Below are 22259 nucleotides of genomic sequence, written 5' to 3'. Positions count from 1 at the left end.
TCCTACGCGTGGGTAACTCGGGTCAACGATAGTCGTCGTCGTCGATGTCGACCGTGCGCTCCTGCTCGGCCACGTCGGCCGGGTCGGCGTCGAACGGAACGTGCTCGGGCCAGCGCCGGTCGTCGGGGACCTTGAGGAGCTGGTGCTGCTCGACCGCGTCGGCCTCCGGCGCCTCGATCGAGATCTCCTCGACCGTCTCGTCGAGGGGGTCCATCTCGGGCATCTGCGTGTCCTTCCGTTCGAAGGTCGGCTGCGACAGGTTCAACACTACGGCCAGGGCGGCGGCCGGGCTAAGCGGTGAGGGGTACGAACAGGTCACCGTGTTCCGCCACCCGCTCCAGCACGTCAGGAGCGGTGAACACCAACTGGTCCGGGCTGTCGCACGCCTCGACCTCCCCCCACAGCAGGGGAGCGGACGCGGTCGGCCGCCGTGCGGCGCGCAGCGAGTAGGGCGCGACGGTCGTCTTGGCCGGGTTGTTCTGGCTCCAGTCGATGAAGACCTTGCCCGGCCGCTCCTTCTTCGCCATCACGCTGGTGACGAACTCGTTGTGCTCCGCCTGCATCCGCCGGGCGAGCGCCTTGGCGTAGTCGGACGTGCCCGGTCCCCGGTCCCAGGGGACGTAGAGCTGCATGCCCTTCTGCCCGCTGGTCTTGGGAAAGCAGTCCAGGCCGTCGTCCGCCAGGGCCTGCCGCAGCAGGACGGCGACGCGGCAGCAGTCCACGATGGTGGCCGGGGCGCCCGGGTCGAGGTCGAAGACGAGGGTGTCGGGCGGCTGCGGCTCGCCGTCCTTGGCCACCCGCCACATCGGCACGTGGATCTCCAGGGCGGCCAGGTTGGCGTAGTAGACCAGGGTCGGCAGGTCCTCCACGACCGCGAAGTCGATCTCCTCGCGGTTCTTGGTGCTGCCCGGCGCGGGCAGGGTCACCGTACGGACCCAGTCGGGCGTGTGCTCCGGGGCGTTCTTCTCGAAGAAGAACTGGCCCTCGACGCCGTTCGGGTAACGCTTGACCGTGAGCGGGCGCCCCTTCAGGTGCGGCAGCAGGACCGGCGCGATCCGGGTGTAGTAGTCGATCACTTCGGCCTTGGTGAACGTGGTGTCGGGATAGAGGACCTTGTCCAGATTGGTCAGAACCAGCAGGCGGCCCTCGACCTTCACCCGCACCTTCTCGGTCATCCCTGCTCCTCCCGCCGCACGTCCGCGGGGACCTTGTCGGCGCGCACGCCCCGCCACACGGGGTTGCGCAGCCGCCCGTCGCGCGTCCACATGGTGAACGCCACCTCGCCGACCACTTCGGGCCGGACCCATCGGGCGTTCCTGGAGATCTCCCTCGGCAGCCCGTCCGAGAAGGGGCACTGCCCGATCTCGAGCGGCTCAATCAGCCGGAGCAGGTCGCCGAGCATCGCGTCGGTGAACCCGGTGCCCACGTGGCCGGCGAAGAGGAACTCGGCAGGGGAGGTCCCGGCGTACACGCCGAGCAGGAGTGAGCCGACGCCGCCCGCGCGGCGGCCCCTGCCGGGCCGCCAGCCGCCGACGACCACGTCGGCGGTGCGCAGATTCTTGACCTTGATCCACCAGTCCGCCCTGCGTCCCGGCCGGTACGGCGAATCGAGACGCTTGGCGACCACGCCCTCCAGCCCCTGCCGCCTGGTGGCCTCCAGCACGGCCGGTTCACAGGGGAAGCACGGCGGCGCGCCCAGGCCGAGCGAGTCGAGCAGCGCCCGCCGGTCCCGGTACGGCAGGTCGAGCAGCGTGTGCCCGTCGAGATGGAGCAGGTCGAAGGGCAGGTAGGAGACCGGCAGCCGGCCGAGCAGGTGGGCCCCGGCGGGATCGGTGATGTGCATGCGCTTCTGCAGCCGGGCGAAGCTGGGCCGGCCCTCGGGGTCGAAGGCCACCACCTCGCCGTCGACGACCGCCCTGCGGCCGGCCAGCGGCGCCATGGCGGCCGAGATCTCGGGATACCGGGAGGTGAAGTCGGCGCCGTGCCGCCCGGTCACCCGCACGCCGCCGTCGACATACGCGAGCGCGCGGATGCCGTCCCACTTCACCTCCAGCGCGTACGCCTCGGGGTCGAGGGGGATTTCTCCTGGAATGGCAAGCATCGGCTCGATCGGATACGGCACCGCCATAGTGGGTACCTGCCCATCAGGTAACTCCCTTGAATCCCACCATAGCGTTGTTCGAACACAGAGACGAGAATGTGGCTATGCGCAGCATCTGGAAAGGCGCGATCTCGTTCGGTCTGGTCACCATCCCGGTGAAGCTGTACTCGGCGACCGAACAGAAGGACGTCGCGTTCCACCAGGTGCACCGGGAGGACGGCGGGCGGATCAAGTACAAGCGGATCTGCTCGGTCGACGGGGAAGAGGTGCCGTACTCCGACATCGCCAAGGGGTACGAGCTCGCGACCGGCGAGATGGTCGTGCTGACCGACGAGGACTTCTCCGACCTGCCGTTGACCACCTCCCGCAGGATCGACGTGCTGCAGTTCACCCCCGCGGAGCAGATCGACCCCATCTACTTCGCGAAGTCCTACTACCTGGAGCCGGACGGACAGGGCGCCAAGCCGTACGTGCTGCTGCGGGACGCGCTGGAGCGATCCGGACAGGTGGCGGTCGTGAAGATCGCCCTGCGGCAGCGCGAGTCGCTGGCCGCCCTCCGCGTGCGTGACGGCGTCTTCGTGCTGGAGACCATGCTCTGGCCCGACGAGATCCGCGAGGCCGACTTCGGGTTCCTGGAGGAGGACGTCGACGTACGTCCCCAGGAGCTGAAGATGGCCGAGTCCCTGATCGAGACCATGGTCGCGGACTTCGATCCCACCGAGTACAAGGACGCCTATCGGGAGGCGCTGCAGGAGGTCATCGAGGCCAAGGTGGCCGGCAAGGAGCTCGTCGCCCCCGAGGCCCCCGCGGAGGCCGGCCCCGCCGTCGACCTCATGGCCGCGCTGCGGGCCAGCGTCGAAGCGGCCAAACGGGAGCGTCAGGGCGCCACGGAGGCCAAGGCGCCCGGCAGGGCCGCCAAGGCCAAGGCCGCAGCCTCCTCCGGGACCGGCGCCAGGAAGGCCGCGTCGGACGGCGCGGACGAGGAGGAGAAGGCGCCCAAGAAGCGGAAGACCCGCCGGTCCGCCTGAACCGGCTGTTCGGAGGAGCCCCGGCGGGCTGCCGGGGCTTTTTTTCACGGTACGGAAGTGGGCGATCCGTACAGGGCCGCGAGCTCTCGGCCGCCCGTTCACCGCCGCCCGATCGCCACGAAGGTGGCGGAGGCGTGATCAGGGCGAGCCCGGACACCGCGGCTTCGCGCTGACGGCCCTGTACGCGTGGGTGTCACCCGTCAGTGTCAGTCGTCGTCGTCGCCGTCGATCTCGATGACGGCGTCACCGGATGCGAAGGCCACGTTCTTGCGGTGGACCTTCTTCTCCTTCTTGAGCTTGAAGACGCGGAAGTCGTTGCGGTTGACGGCCGCGTTACGGCAGCCGCGCCCGCGACGTCCGTAGTGGTCACCGTGGCCCCAGTTGCTGGTGATGGTCGGGGTGCCAGGGGCGGCTGCGTGAGCGGCGGTGGCGCTCAGGGCGAGCGCGCCGCCGGCCATTACCGTGCTGACCGCCAGACCGGTGATGACGTTCCGGAATTTGGGCATTGAGGTCCTCCTCGAAGGATGGAGTGCCCGAGTACGACATTTCCAGGGTCTGTCGGAAATGTCCGAGCGATGTCCCGTATGTCCGACTATCGCCCGTGGCGTCTTAATTGCCGATGTGGCCTGCCGGCAAACTCGGCCGGAGGGGATTTGGGCCGGCGTTGTGCTGCGATGTCTCACGTTAGGCGACCGCTGACCTGATCGACGTTCATGCCTGACGCGTTCCGGCGGGATGCGGGGTACGGCGGACTCCTGGTCCGCGGCGCGGTGTTCCCAATCCCCGGTTCTCGTGCGCTTCGTCCCTGTCGCGCCACTGTCCGGGGGAGGGTGGCGGCGGGGTGTGGGGCGGGACGGCGCGAACCGCTTCACCCGCCTGGTGAGGTGGTGGCGGGGCGGGACCGGGCGCGCAAAGGTCAGGGCTCCGGCGAGGATCTCGCCGGAGCCCTTGTCTCATGCCATCCGGTGGAAGGCGTGTCCAGGCTTGCCGTCGCTCGGTGCGCGGATGCGCTGGACACTCCTGGCTGCACTCACCGGCGCCGTCGTCCCCGGTCGCTGGTGGAGAGGCCCGCGTGGACGGTCCCGCCCAACGGCTTCCTCACCCGGCCGGACGGCGCGGTGTCGCGCGAGGCGTCACACCTCGCGGATCAGACGTTGTTCCTGTTGGCGTTGTTGCCGTTGTTGTTGTGCTCGCGGTCGTTGCGGTTCCACCAGTCGTTGTTGTTGTTGTCCCACCAGTTCTGGTCGGCCCACCAGTTGTTGTTGAGCCAGTTGAACGCCCGGTCGTCCTTCTCCTGGAAGCCGAAGGCGACGTCCTTGGCGACGAGGCCGAAGGCGTCGTGCCCAGCCCTGTCGTCCTTGTAGAGGTTCTGGCCCCACCAGTTGTTGGTGTCCCACATGTTGTTCTGGTTGCGGTCGTTGATGTTGTGGTTGCGGTCGTTGCGCTCCCGATTGTTGTTGTTGTTGTTCGGGAAGAAGGTTTGCGGGAAGAAGTCGTTCCCCTTCTTGTTGTCCTGGGCGATGCCGCCCGTGCTGTCGTCGACGCCGTTGGCCGCGCCGTCCTTGACGATGGGGCGGTCCTCGTTCTTCTTGAAGAAGAAGGGGTTGTCGTCGGCGCTGGCGGCCGTGGCGCCCATGGCGACGGCCCCGCCGATGACCGCGGTGCTCAGCGCGAGCCCTGCGAAGATCTTCTTGAGGTTGGGCATTATGGTTCCTCCCTGACAGGATTCGATTTCGAATTGCCCTGCGTCTGTCGGCATTTCCCGTCCTCCTGCTGTGGACGGGAATTCCTTCGTGGCTCTTATTGAGCCTTGCTTCCGACGCTAGTGGTGATTTCCTGCCGGGCGGCCCGACAAACTGACGTCTGCTGCTTTTAGTTAATGATTAGCTGCGTATAGGCTTGATTCGATGGATAATGCGCCTTATGTAGTGATAGGTACGATTTGCCCCTCTGGTGCGGCCGCCTTCTGATGCTCGGAGAGCGACGGTGCCGGCCCACCCGCGTCGCGATGGGGTGGGGCGGGCCGGGGAGGTCCGGGAGCGGCTGCGATCGCGGGCGGGGAAAGGCGTGGAGGGAGGCCGGTGGTGGCGATGACGTGGGTCAGGGAAAAGAGCAGGGCTCCGGCGGAACCTTCCCGCCGGAGCCCTTGGTTGTCACTGTAGGAGGATTGACGGCCGTTCCCGTTCAGGCTGCCGTCGCTCGGTGAGCGAGCGGCCGGCCGGTCGAGGAACGTGTCTCTGCATCCAACGGCGCCAGTCCGTGTGCCGGGGATGGAGACCTCGTGAAAGGTTCTCCGGATCCGTCACCTTGGAGGAATGGCGCGATCGTCTCGCAGGAGCCGCTGAGCCTGCCTTCTCAGTTCACGCGGTCGTTGTTGTTGTGGTTCCACCAGTTGTTGTCGTTGTTGTTCCACCAGTTGTTGTTGTTCCACCAGGCGTTGTTGAACCAGGTGTTGTCCTTGTTCGTCTTGTCCTGGAAGCCGATCGCGACGTCCTTGGCGACGAGGCCGAAGCCGGAGAAGTCGTCCCGCTTGTCGGAGAACGCCCCCTGGTTCCAGAAGCTCTGGTTGTTCCACCAGTTGTTGTTGTTGTTCTGGTTGAGGTTCTGGTTGCGGTCGTTGCGATCGAAGTTGTTGTTGTTGTTCGGGTTGAAGAAGACAGGGAAGACGTTCTCCCGATCACCGCGCTCGCCGATGCCCCGGTTGCCCTGGGCGATGCCGCCTGTGCTGTCGTCGACGCCGTTGGCCAGGCCGTCTCGGACGATGGGACGGTCGACGTCGCTGGTCCCGGTCGCGGCGCCGGCGGCACCGGCGCCCAGGGCGAGCGCCCCGCCGACGGCGGCGGTGCTGAGCGCGATACCAGCGATGACCTTGTGGAGCTTGGACATGCGTGTCCCCCTTGACAGGATTCAGTATCCCTGAATTTGTTTAGGGCATTTCTCAATATTGTGAGGAATGCCCTTCGGGCCCCCAATTGAGCCCTAACTTCCTGTGCTGTCATGATTTCCAGCGCGCTGGCCCTACAAACGAGCATCTAAGCCTTTTGATCACTAGTTAGAGTCTTATGAACTGACTTAGAGGTATTAGAAGAGAAATGTCTCAATTGACCGATTTGCCGAGTGAGTTGCTCACGCATCGAAGCTCGGCAGGGAGAGGGATGCGGAGGCGGCGGCCGGAGCGGGCGTGGCGTTGTGGGCGCCGTCGGGCCCGTACCGTTGATGCGGCCCGGCCGGGCCGGGAAAGGCGTCCTGGCGGGCCTCTCGCCGCCGGAAGCCGCACGCGAGCCCGTCGCCTCGGGTGCCGCGCCCGAGTCCGCCGTATCGGTGAAAAAGTCAGGGCTCCGGCGAGAGTCTCGCCGGAGCCCTTGTCTCTGCTGGATAGAACGGCCGTTCCCGGAGCGCGGAGTGCTCACGGAGCTTGTGACGCCGCGGGAACGTAACTGCGCCTCAGGGCGCCGTTCTCCTGTCGAGGCGGTGGAGGACGGTGTGGCCGGCCGTTTCCGTCATCCCTTCACCTGTCAGGATTCCGAGCGGCGCGGTCGTCTCGCGGGCCGTTGCCGGCCCCGCCTTTCTCAGTTGCAGAAGTTGTTGTTGTTGTTGTTGTTCCAGCAGTTGTTCTGGTTGTTGTTCCACCAGTTGTTGTTCTGGAACCAGCCGTTGTTGAACCAGTTGCTCTCGCGGTTGGTCTTGTCGCTGAAGGCGATCGTGGCGCAGGGGCCGACGATGGCGAAGTTGGAGTCGCTGTCCAGGTTGTCGCAGAACGCGCTCTGGTTCCAGAAGCTCTGGTTGTTCCAGAAGTTGTTGTTCTGGTTGTTGTTGCACCAGTTGTTGTTGTTGCAGTTGTTGTTGAAGCCGTTGCCACAGTTGTTGTTGTTGTTGTTGCCCAGTCCGATGGGAACGAAGTTGTTCTGGGGCGGCATACCGCCGAGACCGAAGAAGCCGTCTCCACAGCCGGCGCTCGCGGCCGTGGCGCTCATGGCGATCGCGCCCCCCGCGATCGCGGTGCCGAGTGCGAGGCCGGCGAGAACGTTCTTGAACTTAGGCATTGCTGTCCCCCTTGAAAAGGATTGGAATTCCCCGCATCCTCCGATATTTCTCGCTGGAGATTCGCGAGAGATATCTCTATGGCCCCCCGTGGGCCGGGTTCCTGCGATACGTTGATGTCCGACGCGTGAGCCCGACAAACGCCCTCCTGTAGCTTTTGATCGGCTATTAGGGCTTTATGGCGGGACTTAGAGCAATAAAGGGCGACTTGTCCTGGAATGTCCGATTTCCATCTTGAGTCGGCGGGGGCACAGGCGGACGGAGTGAGGCCGCGCGGCGGACGCGTCGTGGAAGGCGGCGCCGGAGCGGGGTCTGGGATGGCAGATTCGGGCGAGCGCCGTGCCGATCGGAGAGAGCCGTGAGGCGGCCTGGCCTGTTCCGGGTCCGCTGGGGGGAACATGCATGTCTGAAGTCCGCCCGGCCGGATCTGGCGCTGGAGAACGTGCCTGTAGTCCGCCCGTGGGGGCGCCCCGCGGCCGGGCAGGGTGGTGGGGGACAGGGGATGGCGGGGCAGCGAGAAGCGCCCGTGCTCCCCGGAGGTCCGTGGACAGGTCCACGGACGCGGTGAGCACGGGCGCCCGTCAATCGATCCCCGGGCCCGCGGCCCGGTTCTCATCGCAGCCGGTCAGCCGGCGGCGCGGTAGGACCCGGATCAGGGCCTCGCGTCCTCGTAGCTAGGCCCCTGCTCCTTCTTCTTCTCCTCTTCCTTCTTCTTGATGTCGGCGTCGACGTCGATGTCGACGTCCTTGGTCTTGGCCTGCGGGTTGATCTGGGTGGCCGTGTTCGTGCGCGGGTCGGCCTGCGAGGACTGGTCCTGCCAGGGCCGGTTGTGCATCTGGTTGTAGTCGCTGGTGTTGGTGTAAGGAATCGTGGAGTTCTGCGACCACTGGGCGTTCCACGGAACCGCGGCGGAGCCGTTCGACGACTTCTGGAACGGCGTCAGAACGAGCGTGAAGTCACGCAGCAGGAACTGGCTCTGGTTCTCCGACTGACGAGCGTGCTGCCACTCGTGGTTCTTGTTCTTGTTCTTGTTCTTGTTCTTGTTACGGCCCTTCTGCCCCTGGGCCTGCCGGTTGGTGTTGTAGTTGCGGTTGTAGCTCGGCCGGACGTAGCGGACGCCGCCGGACGGAGCGGGAACGTACCCGCCCATGACGGTGGCTGCGCTTGCCGTGCCGGCGGTGGCGCCACCGAGCGCGATGGCCGCGCCGCTCAGCGCGGTGCCGAGGGCGAGAAGCCCGGCGATGTTCTTCAACGCGGACATTTGGGTGTTTCTCCTCTGAATATCGCGACCCCGGCCCGGTCCGGTGAGGAACCGGGGCGGGTGGTAGTGGTTCGGCGCCGTCGTGTGTGACGCGGCGCGATGCGTTCGCCCGGCACCGGCGGTCCTCTCCTCGAACACGCCGCCGGTGCTCTGCTTTCTCAACTGCTCTCTGGACTGCGGACGGAGCGGCGGACGCGGGTGGCGCCGGTGCCGTGTCTCGCGGTCATCCGGTCGCCGCCCGTCCCGCCGGGCGGTGTCCGCCGCTCCATCCCTCGCGTGTTTCTTCAGTCGCTCGCGGGATCCGGCTCAGGCGAGGCCGCCGGTCACGAGTCACGGGTGGCCGTCGGTTGCCGCGTCACCCGCCGTGGCCGGCACGTTCACCGAGGCCGCTCGTGCGGATCCGGTCAGCGCGCGATCTGCGGATCGAGGTCGTCGCCCTTCTTCTCCTTCTCCTTCTGCATGTCCACGTCGATGTCCGCGTCGATTTCCTTCTTCTTGATGCGCGGGTTGACCTCGGTGGCCGTGTTCGTCTTCGGCTCGGCCAGGGAGTCCTGGCCCTGACGCGGGTTGTTGAACTGGTCGCTGTAGCTGTTCGTGCGCGTGTACGGGTACGACTGCGTGTTGCCGTACTGCCAGTTGTACGGAAGCGCCCGCGCGTCGGTGTCCGTCTTCTGGAACGGCGTGAGGACGAGCGTGAAGTCACGCAGCAGGAACTGGTTCTGGGCCTGGTTCTGCCGCTCGTGCTGCCACTGCTTCGTCTTGTTCTTGTTCTTGTTCTTGTTGCCGTTCAGGGCCTTGTTCTTCTGCCGCTGCCCGTTCCGGTTGCGGTTGTAGTTCACGTAGGGGTAGTAGCCACCGCCGCCCACGTAGCCGCCCATGACGGTAGCGGCGTTCGCGCTGGTGGCGGCGACAGCGGTACCCAGGGTCACGGCGCCGCCGGTGAGCGCGGCGCTGATCGCGAGGATCCCGACCAGGTTGTTGAACTTGGGCATTTCATGTCCTCCTTGAAGGATTGTTGCCCCGACACTCCGGCGTTTTCCAAGTCGCTAGGAAAATGCCCTTACTGATGACCCTTGGTGGATCATCCCTGCATTGTCTTGTTTTCCTCACCGTCCGAGCGACAAACGGCGATCAGCGGCTTTTGCCATTCACTTATCGCTTTATTGGCATCGTTGACACCGGTAGCATCACATTGGTCCGAATTGTGATTCCTATCCGCATTTCGAAATGTCCGAATAGGGGTGATATTGGCCCTATGTCGCGCTCGCTGATCGGGGCGAACCCGGATGATCGATCCCACGCCCCCGGGGTAGCGGGAGTGCCCGGCGAGGTGGCGTACGGGCGGGGTTATGGTCGAGAAACGCGAGGCGAACAGGGGAGGACGCGTGGGTGTCGAGCCGATTCCACCGTGGCCCGGCCGGCTCATCGATCTGGGGGACGCGCGCATCCATGTGCGGACGACCCCCGAGGGGCCGCCGGAGACCGCCGTATACGTGCACGGCCTGGCGGGCTCGGCGACCAACTGGACCGACCTGATGGGCGAGCTCGCCGACGACGTGCGGGGGGTCGCCCTCGACCTGCCCGGGGCGGGACACTCCCCGGAGCCGGCGGACGGCGACTATTCGGTCCCCGCCCATGCCAGAGCGGTGGTCCGTCTGGTGGAGACCCTGGGGGAGGGGCCTGTCCACCTTCTCGGCAACTCCATGGGGGGCGCGGTCTCGGTCAGGGTCGCGGCCACACGGCCCGACCTCGTCAGGTCGCTGACGCTGGTCTCGCCGGCGCTGCCCGACCTGCTGCCGAGGTACGGCCCGGCCAGGATCGCGATGTCGGCCGCCCCGCGCCTGGGCGAGCTGGCCGCCCGCTGGCTCAGCGCGCTGCCGCCGGAGCGGCGCATCCATGCGACGCTCAGCATGTGCTACGCCGACGTCGGGCGCGTCCACCCGGAGCGGCTGCGCGAGGCGGTCGAGGAACTGCGCCGCCGCGACGGGCTGCCGCACGCGGGGGCGGCCATGGTGGGCTGCGCCCGCGCGATCGTGCGGGAGTACTTCCGCCTGGGCCCCGACAACCTCTGGCGGCAGGCCGAGCGGGTCTCCGCGCCCACCCTCGTCGTATACGGCCTGCGCGACCGGCTGGTCCACGCCCGCATGGCGCACCGGGCCGGACGGGTCTTCCACGACGTGCGCCTGGTCACACTTCCGCACGCCGGTCACGTGGCGCAAATGGAGTATCCCGAGCTCGTGGCCCGGGAGGCGCGACGCCTGCTCGCCTACACCAGGGGATCTCTGCGCCGAACAGCCTGATTGGGGAATGCGGGGCTACCCCGGTTAAGTTGTGAGAAGAGCTTGTGATGGGCCCATGGAGCCGAGCGCGACATTGGCACGAAAACGGGAGTGGAACTGTGTCGTTGCCACCGCTGGTAGAGCCGGCAGCAGAGCTGACGGTTGACGAGGTGCGCCGCTACTCGCGCCATCTGATCATCCCCGACGTCGGCATGGCGGGTCAGAAACGCCTGAAGAACGCCAAGGTGCTGTGTGTGGGCGCGGGCGGCCTGGGCTCTCCCGCGCTGCTGTACCTGGCCGCGGCCGGGGTCGGGACGCTCGGCATCGTCGACTTCGACGTCGTGGACGAGTCGAACCTGCAGCGCCAGGTGATCCACGGGCAGTCGGACGTGGGCCGCCTGAAGGCCGAGTCCGCCGCCGCGAGCGTGCGAGAGATCAACCCGCTGGTCAACGTCATCATTCACAACGTCGCTCTCACGACCGACAACGTGATGGACATCTTCTCCGGCTACGACCTCATCGTGGACGGCACGGACAACTTCGCCACCCGCTACATGGTCAACGACGCGGCCGTGCTGCTGGGCAAGCCGTACGTGTGGGGGTCCATCTACCGGTTCGACGGGCAGGCCAGCGTCTTCTGGGCCGAGCACGGTCCCTGCTACCGCTGCCTCTACCCCGAGCCCCCGCCGCCCGGCATGGTCCCGAGCTGCGCCGAGGGCGGCGTCCTCGGCGTGCTGTGCGCGTCGATCGGCTCCATCCAGGTGAACGAGGCCATCAAGGTCATCACCGGCGTCGGTGAGCCGCTCGTCGGCCGCCTGATGATCTACGACGCCCTCGAGATGAAGTACCGGGACGTCAAGGTCCGCAAGGACCCCGAGTGCCCGCTGTGCGGCAAGAACCCGTCGATCACCGAGCTGATCGACTACGAGGCGTTCTGCGGCACGATCTCGGACGAGGCGCAGCAGGCCGCCGCGGGCAGCACGATCACCGCGGCCGAGCTCGAGGCGATGCGCGAGCGGGGCGAGGAGATCATGCTGATCGACGTCCGCGAGCCGAACGAGTACGAGATCGTCAACATCCCCGGCGCCGTGCTGATCCCCAAGGGCGAGTTCCTCAACGGCTCGGCCCTGGAGACGCTGCCGCAGGACAAGAAGATCGTGCTGCACTGCAAGTCGGGCGCCCGCTCGGCCGAGGTCCTCGCGGTCCTGAAGAACGCCGGCTTCTCCGACGCCGTCCACGTGGGCGGCGGCGTGCTGAGCTGGATCAAGACGGTCGACCCCAGCCTGCCGACCTACTGAGGCGGAACCGATGACGGTCGCCGCCTCCTGACGAGGCGGCGGCCGTCCGTCGTGGCGCGCCCTATTCGTGTCTGTCCGGCACGACCGTGAGGCCGCTGGGCGCGACGATGCGCTGCAGGTTCTCGACGTACGCGGTGAACGCCGCCCGTCCCTCATTCGTGAGCTTGAACCACGTCTTGGGCCGCTTGCCCACGTAGCCCTTGCGAACGGCGACGTACCCGGCGGCCTCCAGCGCGCTGCCGTGCTTGGACAGGACGGAGTCGCTGACGCCGACGGTGTCGCGGACGAACGCGAACTCCGCCTCCTCGGCCGCCGCGAGCAGCGAGACGATCTGCAAGCGAGCCGGCGCGTGGATGACCGGATCGAGCTCCATCAGCGGTTCTCGATCCCGCGGGCGAGCAGCGCGGAGACCCAGCGCCCGACGAAGGGCCCGGTGACGAGCTGGAACGCCGTCATGGCGAGGCCGGCGTAGGTGCGGGCGTAGGCCACCTCGGCCGAGCCCAGGCGGAAGGCGACGGCAAAGCAGATCCCGATGCTCAGGAAGAGCCAGACGGTGAAGACCGCGAGCGCGTCCGCACGCATCAGGCTGCGGTGGGTCGTCATCGTGCGCGTCCGGACGAAGACGGCGATCAGTGCACCCATGCCGGCGCACAGCAGGACACCCGTGATAACCGTCACCGGAACGGGGGTGCCCGGCTCGGTGACGAACTGCACGCCGGTGACGAACAGCCCGACCCCGACGCCATACCAGGCCGGGAACCAGGGCTGGGATCTGACGGCCTTCGCCTGGGTCTGCCGGATCGCCGCCAGGCTCTGCGCCGCTTCCTCGGGGTTCATGGGGCTCCCTTCCAAAACTCTTTCCACTGTGGAAAGTACTTTCTTCTTTCCGAAGCGTCAAGTACTTTCCATGGCATTTGTGGGGATGCCGGTCGGTAGGTCGCGTTAAGGTCACTGAAGGAGGGAGGCCACGACGGGACGGAGGCGCAGTGGGCGAGACGCGGACCTGGCCTGCCGTGGCCGTGGCCTCCGCGATCACCCTCGTCTTCGCGATCGTGGGCGGGATCGCCGCCAGCGCCGCCGTCGCCGAACTGACCAGAGGACCGAGCGTCGCCGAGCTGCGCGAGGCCCAGGCGGCCGAGACGGCGCTGCGGTGGGAGCGCTGGCCGGCCGGCCGGATCTTCCCTGCCACGCTGGTGTACACGAGCGAGCAGGGCGGGCGTGAGCTGGCGCGGCGGGTGGGCATCTCCTCGCGCACCGACTGCCGCGGCGCCGTCGACGCGGCCATCGCCGGCCAGATGAGGGCGGCCGGCTGCCGGGCGATCCTGCGGGCCACCTACCTCGACGCCCTGCAGGGCATCGTGGTGACGATCGGCGTGGCGGCCTTCCCCGACGCGCTCGGGGCGCGCTCGGCCATCCCCATCTTTCCGAGCGACGGGTCGGCCGCCCCCGGACTGCGCGCCCTCGCGTTCCCCGGTACGGTGACCGACCGCTTCACCGCGGGCGGACGCCAGGCGCTGACCCTGCGGGCGGCCGGGCCGTACCTCGTGATGACGACGGCCGGGCAGGTCGACGGGCGTCCGGCCCGTGCGCTCGGGGAGCAACGGGACACCATGTTCTCGTTCACCGAGGACCTGGCCGAGGAGGTCGGCGCGATCCTCACCGCCCCGGCGTCCCCGGACTGCACCGCCAAGGAGTGGCGGTGCTGACCGCGCTCCGGCGGAAGGTCCTGGCCGCGTCGGCCGCGGCGCTGCTCGCCCCGCCCGCCGGCGCGTTCCTCGCCACCGGCCCGGCCAGGGCCGACGACGTACGGCTCAGCCAGCAGGACGTGCTGCGCACCCTCGACGTCGACGACGCCTGGCGGCTCACCAGAGGCAGGGGCGTCACCGTCGCGGTCCTGGACTCCGGCGTCGATCCCGACCACCGCGACCTCGCCGGGTCGGTCGTCACCGGGAGGGACTTCACGGTCGGGGCGAACCCGCGCGGGGTGCAGCCGGTGCGCCTGCACGGCACGTACATGGCCTCGCTCATCGCCGGGCACGGGCACGGTCCGGGCGGCGCCGACGGCATCATCGGCATCGCGCCGGAGGCCAAGGTGCTGTCCGTGCGGGTGATCCTGGAGGACGAGGAGCCCGGGTTCCGCACGTTCAACTCCGACACGCGGTACGAGGCCGTGGTCGCCAAGGGCATCCGGTACGCCGTGGACCACGGCGCGAAGGTGATCAACCTGTCGCTGTCGAAGGACATGCCGACGAAGGACGAGCGCACGGCGATCCGCTACGCGATCTCCAAGGGCGTCGTCCTCGTCGCCGCGGCCGGCAACGACGGCGCGGGCAAGCGGACCGCGCCGTACTCCTACCCCGCCTCGATCCCCGGCGTGATCTCGGTGGCCGCCGTCACGTCCACGCTGCGGCGGGCCTCGTTCTCCAACCGCAACTCCTCGGTCATGGTGGCCGCCCCGGGCGTCGACGTCCTCGGGGCCGGGCCGGGCGACGAGTACTGGGTCGGCCGGGGGACCTCCCAAGCGACCGCGCTCGTCTCCGGCGTCGCCGCGCTGATCAAGTCGCGCTACCCCCGCATGTCGCCCGCCCTGGTCGCGCAGGCGCTCACGTCGTCGCCGGCCCGCCGGGGGCCGTACAACACCGGCACCGGATTCGGGGTGGTCAACGCGCACCGGGCGCTGAGCGTCGCGGCCACCCTCGCCCGCCACAGCGCCACGGCGTCGGGGGCCGGCGTGCAGAGCCCCTCGCGTCCCGTCCGCTCGGCCACCGACGACCACGACCCGATCGTGGTCGTCCAGCGCGACACCGGGGCGATCCTCCTCTACGGCGGCATCGCGCTCGGCGCCTTCGCCGGCTCCGGCGCGGGTCTGGCCGTGCTGCTCGTGCTCACACGGCGCGCGCGCAGACGGCAGCGGGAGGAGGACGACGCGCTGCCGCCGGCTCCTTGGCCGACGGGCCTGCCGACGTAGCATCGAGGTATGCCGCCCGAGCAGTCCCGCACCCCGAAGACGGCACGGACGCCGTCCGGCCTCCGGCGGGCGGGCCCGCGGGCACTGCCGCTCGGCGCGTCAGCCCGCCGCGCCCGCGCACGGCCCTGGACGGCCTCCAGAGGGCGCGCCGCCGCCGCGCGGGCGGCCAGGGAACGGGCCGAGCTCGAGCGCGGCGTCCGGTTTCGCTCGCTCTACCTCACGATCATGGGTGTCGTCCTCGCCGTCGCGGCGGTGAACGTGCTGCTGGGATCGGTAGGACTGATCCAGGAGAACAGGTCCCGGCCGCTCACGGACGCCGAGCGCGCCCGCTACGTGGCCGAGGACGTGGCCCGCCGATGGCGCGCGTGGCCCGCAGGGATGGTCTTCCCCGAGGAGCTTCCCTACACGGCGCTCGGCCGCGCCCAGCAGTACGCGCACCGGGTCGGCATCGCCCCCGAGGCGGCGTGCGCGGCCGCGGTCGACTCGCCGGTGGCGTCGGTGCTGCGCAAGTACGGCTGCCAGGCCGTGCTGCGCGCCACCTACGTCGACCAGTCCTCGACGTTCGCCGTCACCGTGGGCGTCGCCGTGCTGCCGAGCGAGCAGGCCCGCGCCGACGCGGCCGGCGAGCTGCCCGTGGACGACCGGGTGGGCGTACGGCCGGTGGCCTTCCCCGGCACGGTCACCGACACCTTCGGCGCGGTCCAGCGCCAGCGCACCGGATGGGTGGGCGCGGGGCCGTACATCGTCTTCTCCACAGCGGGGTACACCGACGGCAGGACTCGTGCCTCCGTCCCCTTGGAGGAACAGGTGAACAGCGAGATGTGGCCCGTGGCCGAGACCGTGGCCGGACGCATCGCGCGCGCCCTCGGAGAGCCCCCGGACGTCCCCCGCTGCACTCAGGGGAACGTGTGCTGAGGCCGGTCTCTCTCTGCGCGGCGCTGACGGCCGTCCTCCTGGGGGCCGGGCCGGCGGCCTGGGCGGCGGCGCCGGGCGGCGAGGACGCGACGTGGGCGCTCGACGCCGTCGGCGCCGCCGCCGCGTGGAAGGTCAGCAGGGGCGCGGGCGTGACCGTCGCCCTGCTCGGCACCGGGCAGCCCGACACCGGCGTGCCCGAGCTGGGCGACCGGGTCGAGCGCGGACCGGACATGACGGGCACGATGTTCGGCGACGAGACGGTGAATTCGGGCGACGACGTGACCGCGATGGCCTCCGTGATCGCCGGCAGTGGGCGCGGCGGGGGGATCTCCGGAGTCGCGCCGGAGGCGCGGGTGCTGTCGCTGCCCGTGGTGGCCGGGCGGCCGCAGGGCGGCTCCGTCGATCCCGAGAGCGCGGCGGGGGAGTCGCAGGACAGCCCGATCGCGCGCGGCATCCGCTACGCGATCGGCCGGGGAGCCAAGGTCATCTGCCTGCCCGTCCCCGTATACGCCGTGGACCGCGCGGAGCGGGACGCCGTCTCCTTCGCGCTGGCCAGGGGCGTCGTGCTCGTGGCGGCGGCGGGGGACGCGGGCCGGTCGCCCTACGCCCGGCAGAACGGCACCTCCTACTGGGCCTTTCCCGCGGGCTACCCCGGGGTGGTCGGCGTGGCCGCCGTCGACCGCCGGGGCGCCAAGACCGCGGGCAGCAGCGACAACCTCTCGGTCCTGGTCGCCGCACCGGGGGACCGGGTGCCGGTCGCTCTCGCCGGCGGCCGCCACGGGACCGTGTCGGGGACCGGAGTGGCCAGCGCGATCGTCGCGGGAACTATTGCACTGATAAAGGCGAAATATCCGGATTTGCCGCCGGAATTGGTGTCGCGCGCTCTGACCTCGACCTCCCGGCCTCACCCGTCCGCGGGTTATGACGACAAAATCGGATTCGGAGTGGTGGACGCGGCGGCGGCCCTGCGGAAGGCCGGAGAACTGACCGGATACGGCCCCGCCTCGGCGGTCCAGGACGACGCGCACTTCGGCAAGGGCCCGGTCTCGCAGGGCCCCGCGCGCCCGGGGCCGGATCCGGTTAGGCTCTGGATCTACGGCATCGCCGTCCTGCTCGGAATAGGCGGTTTCTGCGCCGGCGCCGTCGCGCTGCTCCGCCGATAACCGAATGCCGGTGATCACATGTTGGCAGCCGTTTCGCAGCATTTCGGACGCGGTACTCCCGATGTTGGTGTTTCCGGTGACACGGCCGGGTCAAGTTTCGCTAAGGTCGCGGCTCATGGGGTACGAGCTGCGCGTAGAGCGTGATGCACCGCTCGCCTACGCCGAACTCGCGAGTGTCTCGGCGCAGGCCGGATTCGAGCTGCGCGGGTCGCACGAGGCGGGCGAAATCGTCGCGCGCCACGGCGACTCCGTGCACCCGGTCGCGACCTGGTCGGGCCGGCTCTTCGGCCAGCCGGGATCGGACTGGCAGGTCGCCCAGCTGGCCCGTCTCACCGACCTCATGGGGGCCCGGCTCCTGGGCGAGGACGGCGAGGCGTACGGCATCAGGAACGGCGTCGTCGAGCAGATCAACGGATCGTCGTCGTACGAGTTCGGCAAGCTCGAAGAGATCATCGCGGCCGGGCCGACCGAGTGGAGCGCTTGAGGGACGGCCGCGGCCAGCCGCCGCCGTACGCGGAGCGGGTGCTCGACCTGGTCGAGCGGATCCCGCGCGGCAAGGTGATGTCGTACGGGGACGTCGCCGAATATCTCGGTGAGGGCGGCCCCCGGCAGGTCGGTCGTGTCATGTCGCTGTGGGGCGGAGCCGTGCCGTGGTGGCGGGTGATCCACGCCGACGGCACCCCCGCCTCCGGTCTGGAGGCCGAGTGCCTGGCCCACTGGCGCGACGAAGGAACCCCGGTCCGCGGCGCCAGGGCCGACATGCGCGCGGCGCGCTGGGACGGCCGCGCCTGACCGTCGTGGTCATCACCGTAGCCGTCCCGCGGCCCTGACCGGAGGGATGACAAGCCGCACCGTGATCGGTCGGACGAGCGTCTCCGTCCCCGCGTAGTGCCGCTCGTCACCCCGTGCCACAGGGGTGTCACCCGGTGATTCACAGGAAATCCACAGGCTTGCGCGAGTCAGGTCCGGCAGTGTTCCGAGGGCATTACCATTTTCTGAACACAGGTCTGGCGAAGGGTGGTGCCTCCCGTATGACACCCGCACCCACGAGCGATGCCGTCGCCGAGCGACTGCGGGCTGTCCAGGAGCTTTACGACCGGGGCGAGCCGATAGACGCGCTGGTCGCGCTCGTACGCGCGGAGGGGCTCAGCCCCGCGCAGCGCCGGGAGGTCGACCGCGAGGCGATCGCCGGTCCCCTCGGTCTGCGCCTCGACGCCGCAGCCAAGCGCGGGCCCGCCCGCCGGCGCCAGGCGATCGACGTGCTCCGGCCGTACCTCGCGGAGGTCGACCCGAAGGTCAAGGGGGAGCTTCCGGTCGGGCGCCGGGTGGCCTGCCACCTGATCGAGACCCAGGACCCGGGCGAGCTCGCCGAGAGCGACGCACTGAGCAAGCTCGCCGCCGCGGCGGCCGAGCCCTCCCGCCGGGTCAGGCGGGGCCTGCGGTGGTACGCCGACCTGCCGGTCGAGGTCGCCGACCCCTCGCTGCTGCGCCTGCGGGCCGCCGACCTCGTGCCGGTCACGCAGATCGACGACATCACCTGGGTGGGCAACCGCCTGCGGGTGACCGGGCACGCCTACATCGCGGGCCTGTCGGTCCGCAGCGGCCGCTTCAACCGCGCCACGGTCGTGCTGCACGGCCCCCGGTGGCTGCCCCGGGTCCGGATGAGGACCCGCAGGACCTACCGCCCGGAGGCCACCCACGCGGCCCGTGAGCCCGGGTGCAACTACGACTGGGCGGGCTTCACGGCCGAAGTGCACCCCTTCTCCCTGCGCTGGCGTGCCGGCGTGCGGGCCCTGGTGCGCGGCACGAAGCGGGTGCTGCGCCGCCGCCACATCGTCCAGGACACCACCACCTGGCGGGCCGAGATCGTGATCTGGAGCCGCGCCGCCCGCGCCAAGGGCGTGCTGCGAGGTCCGGTGATCGGCCGCACCGAGCGCCCGGCCGGGCTGCAGGTGCGCCCGCGCTGGTGGCTGCGGCCCGTGTGGACCTCCGACAAGGCGCTGCAGGTGGTCTACCAGCCGACCCGCGCCCAGCTGACCGGAGTGCGGCTGAACGGCGACAGCGTCGAGCTCACCGGCTTCCTGCCGGGCCGGCCCATCACCAAGGGCAAGGCCCGCGTCGGCGGGCACCGCATGTCGGCCGACTTCACCCCGGTCGAGGGCGGCAGCCGCTTCTCGCTGTCGCTCGCGGTCGGCACCCTGCTCAACGCGGAGTCCCGGCGGCTGTGGGTCGAGCCCAAGGGCGACCCGGCCGCGGCCGTGATGCTGGAGGGCGCGGAGGAGACCCGTCTCCTCGTCGGCGAGCGCGAGGTGACGGTTCAGGGCGACCGGCGCGACCGGGTCGTCATCTCCGGCCACAAGATCCTGCCCGTCATCACCTCGGCCGAGTGGCACGACGAGTCGATCACGCTCACCGGCCGCTACCCCGACCCCGACCAGGGCCCGCGCGAGCTCGTGCTGCGGCACCGGGGCGGGCTCACGATCCGCGTGCCGGTCGAGCGCGACGGCGACCGGTTCACCGTGCGGCTGTCGCCCGGCGCGATGCCCCGCTTCGGGTCGGCCGTGCCGCTGGCCGAGGGCAGCTGGAACATCTCGGTGGCCCCGCCCGGCAGGTACGGCCCCGCCATGGTGCCCGCCCGGTTCGACCACGCCGGCCTCGACGCCCTGGACGAGAGCCCGCGGGCCATCGGCGGCCGGGTCTACCGGTTCGTCGCCACCCGTTACGACGTGCCGGTGCTGGTGGCGGCCGAGGACCGGCCGGGTGACGAGCGGAGCGCGGCGGGTGTCTGGGCGCTCAGCCGCACCTTCTACCCCGCCGAGCGGGCCCGGCCCCTGCGGGAGGCCACCGTCTACGTCTCCTTCGACGGCCGCGCGTACTCGGACAACCCGCGCGCCATCTACGAGGAGCGGCTGCGGCGCGGCGACGAGAGCGAGCACATCTGGGTCGTCAGGGACGGCGCGTTCGTGCCGCCGGGCTCGCGCGAGCTGGGCCTCGGCGACGGCGTGACGCCCACGGTCGTCCGCGAGGGCAGCCGGGAGCACTACGAGGCGCTGGCCCGCGCCCGCTACGTCGTCTCCAACGGCTTCCTGCCGCAGTGGTTCCGCACCCGCGAAGACCAGGTGTGCCTGCAGACCTGGCACGGCACGCCGGTCAAACACATCGGCCGCGACCAGGCCCACATGAAGCGCGAGCCCCGGCCTCCGGTGTGGCACCGCCAGGCCGTGGAGGTGCGCGGCTGGGACGTGCTGCTGTCGCAGAGCCCGTGGGCGTCGGGCGTGCTGCGCAAGGCCTTCGGCTACGAGGGCGAGATCCTGGAGTCGGGCTACCCGCGCAACGATCTGCTCGTCTGCGGCGACCGTGACGCGCTGGCCGCGGAGATCAGGCGCCGGATCGGCATCCCCGAGGGCAAGCGGGTCGTCCTGTACGCGCCGACCTACCGCGACTACGACCGCAGGAACGCCGTGGTCAAGCTCGACCTCACCGACGCGAAGCGGGCGCTCGGCGCCGACCACGTCGTGCTGGTGCGCGGTCACATGATGCAGGCCTTCCCGCACGTGAACGCGCACGACGGCTTCGCGATCGACGTGACGACCTACCCCGACACCGCCGACCTGTTGCTGATCGCCGACGTGCTCGTCACCGACTACTCGTCGGTGATGTTCGACTTCGTGGCGACCGGGCGGCCGGTCGTGCTGTTCACGCCGGACCTGGGCAAGTATCGCTCGTCCCGCGGGCTGTACCTCGACCTGGAGTCACAGCGCCCGGGGCCGCGCCTGGAGACCTCGCCCGAGGTCGTCGAGGCCCTGCGGAACATCGACGCCGTGACCGCCAAGCTGGCCGACCGTTACGCGTCCTTCGTGCGGACCTACGCGCCGCACGACAACGGCAAGGCCACCGCCCGCGTCATCGACCACGTCTTCACGTCCTGACGAAGACCGCAGAACGTCGCGGATTGCGAGGTAGGGGTGTCGGACGGACGAGGTTCGCAGGGGACGAGACCAGGTATGCGGCCGTATGGGCGGATGCTCGTGCTGGCCGCGGTGGTTCTTCTCGTGGACCAGGCCTCCAAGCTCTGGGCGATCTCCGCGCTTTCCAGCGGTGAGAGCATCACGGTGATCCCGCAGCTGATCCGGTTGCGGCTGTTGCTGAACGCCGGCGCCGCCTTCTCGATCGGCGAGGGCGCGACGTGGGTGTTCACCCTGACGGCGGCCGCCGCGGTCGCCGGCATCCTGCACGTCGGGCGGCGGCTGCGGTCGCCGGCCTGGACCATCGTGCTGGGTGCGTTGCTCGGGGGCGCCACATCCCATCTGCTCGACCGCCTCTTCCGCCCGCCCGCCTTCGCCCAGGGCCATGTCGTGGACTTCATCGACTACGGCGGCCTGTTCGTCGGCAATGTCGCCGATATCGCGCTCGTGGGCGGCTGCGCCCTCCTCCTGCTGCTGAGCCTGCGCGATGTCCCCCTCGGGGGCGTGCCTGACAAGGCGCATCCCTCCGCGTAGGCGGACCGCTCCGGCGGTTCTCCTCCTGGCCGGTAAGCCTGCTACGCCCCGGGCCCGTCTCCACGCGGCCCAGGGCGCGGCATTTGGCCGCGGCGCCTGGCGGGATCCCGTCGGCATATGTCGTCAATTCCCCTGGGAAGGGGCGCCGGCCGGCTGGTTGGCTTTCTGACGCGGGTTCGCCGTCACCGTTCGCAGTGCCGGCCGTCTGCTCGCGCCATCGAGAGCCATTCCAGAAAGCCGCACGATCATGAGTCTTGTCATGCCGATCCTGATCGGCCTCGCCTACGCCGTGCTGATGTCACTGATCCCCGAACCGCACCGACGTCGCTTCAACGCCATCATGGTGGCCGGAGCGGGGGCCGCCTACCTCGGCGGCGGGGGCCTCGGCGGCTGGGAGTTCCCCTTCACCGCCCTCGTCGCGTACTGCGCCTACCGCGGCCTGGAGTCGTGGACGTTCATCGGGATCGCCTGGCTGCTGCACACCGGGTGGGACATCCTCCACCACCTCAAGGGCAGCCCGATCATTCCCTTCGCCCACGACTCGTCCTTCGGCTGCGCCATCTGCGATCCCGTCATCGCCCTGTGGTGCTTCTGGGGCGGTCCCTCGCTCATCGGTCTCGTCCGGACCCGAGTCACCCGGCGGCACACGGCGAATTCGATTTCCTCCTAGAGCGTGTGCTTCCTTCCAACGATTCTCGTGGTGCCT

At 69.5% G+C, this 22259-nt stretch carries 23 protein-coding genes; 12 read left to right on the top strand and 11 right to left on the bottom strand.

All coding sequences use genetic code 11. The features are described 5' to 3' along the window. Positions 1–22 precede the first annotated feature (22 nt). The 3 genes from HHX30_RS33465 to ligD (HHX30_RS33455) all read right to left on the bottom strand — a co-directional run bounded on the left by HHX30_RS33465 (position 23) and on the right by ligD (HHX30_RS33455) (position 2101). Entirely contained in the window at positions 23–223 is a 201-nt protein-coding gene (locus tag HHX30_RS33465; protein ID WP_169987179.1) for a hypothetical protein, read from the bottom strand. Between the two features lie 67 nt (positions 224–290). Beyond that, complete coding sequence (gene ligD, locus HHX30_RS33460) at positions 291–1175, bottom strand: non-homologous end-joining DNA ligase (protein ID WP_169987177.1); 885 nt, start codon at positions 1173–1175, stop codon at positions 291–293. Beyond that, the gene (ligD, locus tag HHX30_RS33455) at positions 1172–2101 is read right to left on the bottom strand and encodes a non-homologous end-joining DNA ligase (RefSeq protein WP_249350718.1); all 930 of its coding nucleotides are present in this window, start codon (positions 2099–2101) and stop codon (positions 1172–1174) included. Before ligD (HHX30_RS33455) ends, ligD (HHX30_RS33460) begins: the two co-directional genes overlap by 4 nt. Positions 2102–2205: 104 nt before the next feature. Here ligD (HHX30_RS33455) and HHX30_RS33450 point away from each other — a divergent pair, with 104 nt between their 5' ends. Next, positions 2206–3129 (top strand): Ku protein, encoded by a 924-nt coding sequence (locus tag HHX30_RS33450; protein WP_169987173.1) that lies wholly within the window; start codon positions 2206–2208, stop codon positions 3127–3129. A gap of 206 nt (positions 3130–3335) precedes the next feature. Here the strand turns inward: HHX30_RS33450 and HHX30_RS33445 are convergent, their stop codons facing one another. The 6 genes from HHX30_RS33445 to HHX30_RS33420 all read right to left on the bottom strand — a co-directional run bounded on the left by HHX30_RS33445 (position 3336) and on the right by HHX30_RS33420 (position 9423). Next, entirely contained in the window at positions 3336–3635 is a 300-nt protein-coding gene (locus HHX30_RS33445; protein ID WP_169987172.1) for a hypothetical protein, read from the bottom strand. Between the two features lie 641 nt (positions 3636–4276). After that, positions 4277–4834 carry a hypothetical protein gene (locus tag HHX30_RS33440; RefSeq protein ID WP_169987171.1) on the bottom strand — a complete coding sequence of 186 codons (558 nt, stop codon included), beginning with the start codon at positions 4832–4834 and terminating at the stop codon, positions 4277–4279. A gap of 650 nt (positions 4835–5484) precedes the next feature. Beyond that, positions 5485–6015, bottom strand: a complete 531-nt coding sequence (locus tag HHX30_RS33435) for a hypothetical protein (protein WP_169987170.1) — start codon at positions 6013–6015, stop codon at positions 5485–5487. A gap of 683 nt (positions 6016–6698) precedes the next feature. After that, positions 6699–7172, bottom strand: coding sequence for a hypothetical protein (locus tag HHX30_RS33430; protein WP_169987169.1), 474 nt, complete (start codon positions 7170–7172; stop codon positions 6699–6701). 650 nt (positions 7173–7822) lie between these two features. Further along, positions 7823–8431 (bottom strand): hypothetical protein, encoded by a 609-nt coding sequence (locus tag HHX30_RS33425; protein ID WP_169987168.1) that lies wholly within the window; start codon positions 8429–8431, stop codon positions 7823–7825. A gap of 404 nt (positions 8432–8835) precedes the next feature. Further along, complete coding sequence (locus tag HHX30_RS33420; RefSeq protein ID WP_169987167.1) at positions 8836–9423, bottom strand: hypothetical protein; 588 nt, start codon at positions 9421–9423, stop codon at positions 8836–8838. A 393-nt stretch (positions 9424–9816) separates the two neighbouring features. Here HHX30_RS33420 and HHX30_RS33415 point away from each other — a divergent pair, with 393 nt between their 5' ends. Next, positions 9817–10731, top strand: coding sequence for an alpha/beta fold hydrolase (locus tag HHX30_RS33415; protein WP_169987166.1), 915 nt, complete (start codon positions 9817–9819; stop codon positions 10729–10731). A gap of 98 nt (positions 10732–10829) precedes the next feature. Then, a complete protein-coding gene (moeZ, locus tag HHX30_RS33410) occupies positions 10830–12008 on the top strand; it encodes an adenylyltransferase/sulfurtransferase MoeZ (RefSeq protein ID WP_169987165.1) in 1179 nt (392 codons plus the stop codon). Between the two features lie 61 nt (positions 12009–12069). Here the strand turns inward: moeZ and HHX30_RS33405 are convergent, their stop codons facing one another. Next, positions 12070–12381: a transcriptional regulator gene (locus HHX30_RS33405; protein WP_169987164.1), complete on the bottom strand. Its 312-nt coding sequence runs from the start codon at positions 12379–12381 to the stop codon at positions 12070–12072. Then, entirely contained in the window at positions 12381–12845 is a 465-nt protein-coding gene (locus HHX30_RS33400; RefSeq protein ID WP_169987163.1) for a hypothetical protein, read from the bottom strand. Before HHX30_RS33400 ends, HHX30_RS33405 begins: the two co-directional genes overlap by 1 nt. Positions 12846–12994: 149 nt before the next feature. Between HHX30_RS33400 and HHX30_RS33395 the strand changes: the two genes are divergently transcribed. From HHX30_RS33395 to HHX30_RS33355, 9 genes are all read left to right on the top strand, one after another. Further along, positions 12995–13714, top strand: a complete 720-nt coding sequence (locus HHX30_RS33395; protein WP_169987162.1) for a hypothetical protein — start codon at positions 12995–12997, stop codon at positions 13712–13714. After that, entirely contained in the window at positions 13708–14976 is a 1269-nt protein-coding gene (locus HHX30_RS33390) for a S8 family serine peptidase (RefSeq protein ID WP_169987160.1), read from the top strand. Before HHX30_RS33395 ends, HHX30_RS33390 begins: the two co-directional genes overlap by 7 nt. A gap of 9 nt (positions 14977–14985) precedes the next feature. Beyond that, a complete protein-coding gene (locus HHX30_RS33385; RefSeq protein ID WP_249350716.1) occupies positions 14986–15891 on the top strand; it encodes a hypothetical protein in 906 nt (301 codons plus the stop codon). Then, positions 15885–17054 (top strand): S8 family serine peptidase, encoded by a 1170-nt coding sequence (locus HHX30_RS33380; RefSeq protein WP_169987158.1) that lies wholly within the window; start codon positions 15885–15887, stop codon positions 17052–17054. The genes HHX30_RS33385 and HHX30_RS33380 overlap by 7 nt, the downstream gene beginning before the upstream one ends. A gap of 115 nt (positions 17055–17169) precedes the next feature. After that, positions 17170–17538, top strand: coding sequence for a hypothetical protein (locus HHX30_RS33375; protein ID WP_169987157.1), 369 nt, complete (start codon positions 17170–17172; stop codon positions 17536–17538). Then, complete coding sequence (locus tag HHX30_RS33370) at positions 17535–17846, top strand: MGMT family protein (RefSeq protein ID WP_211592978.1); 312 nt, start codon at positions 17535–17537, stop codon at positions 17844–17846. The genes HHX30_RS33375 and HHX30_RS33370 overlap by 4 nt, the downstream gene beginning before the upstream one ends. A 239-nt stretch (positions 17847–18085) precedes the next feature. Continuing rightward, positions 18086–20983: a CDP-glycerol glycerophosphotransferase family protein gene (locus tag HHX30_RS33365; protein ID WP_169987153.1), complete on the top strand. Its 2898-nt coding sequence runs from the start codon at positions 18086–18088 to the stop codon at positions 20981–20983. Positions 20984–21076: 93 nt separating this feature from the next. Beyond that, positions 21077–21553 carry a signal peptidase II gene (locus HHX30_RS33360; protein ID WP_249350714.1) on the top strand — a complete coding sequence of 159 codons (477 nt, stop codon included), beginning with the start codon at positions 21077–21079 and terminating at the stop codon, positions 21551–21553. A gap of 259 nt (positions 21554–21812) precedes the next feature. Further along, the gene (locus HHX30_RS33355) at positions 21813–22223 is read left to right on the top strand and encodes a DUF6010 family protein (RefSeq protein ID WP_211592976.1); all 411 of its coding nucleotides are present in this window, start codon (positions 21813–21815) and stop codon (positions 22221–22223) included. Positions 22224–22259: the final 36 nt, after the last annotated feature.

The sequence above is a fragment of the Microbispora sp. H10836 genome, assembly GCF_012999525.1.
GTDB lineage: Bacteria > Actinomycetota > Actinomycetes > Streptosporangiales > Streptosporangiaceae > Microbispora.
The sequence above is the reverse complement of the archived record's forward strand: the minus strand, read 5'-3'. Positions and strand labels throughout refer to the sequence as shown.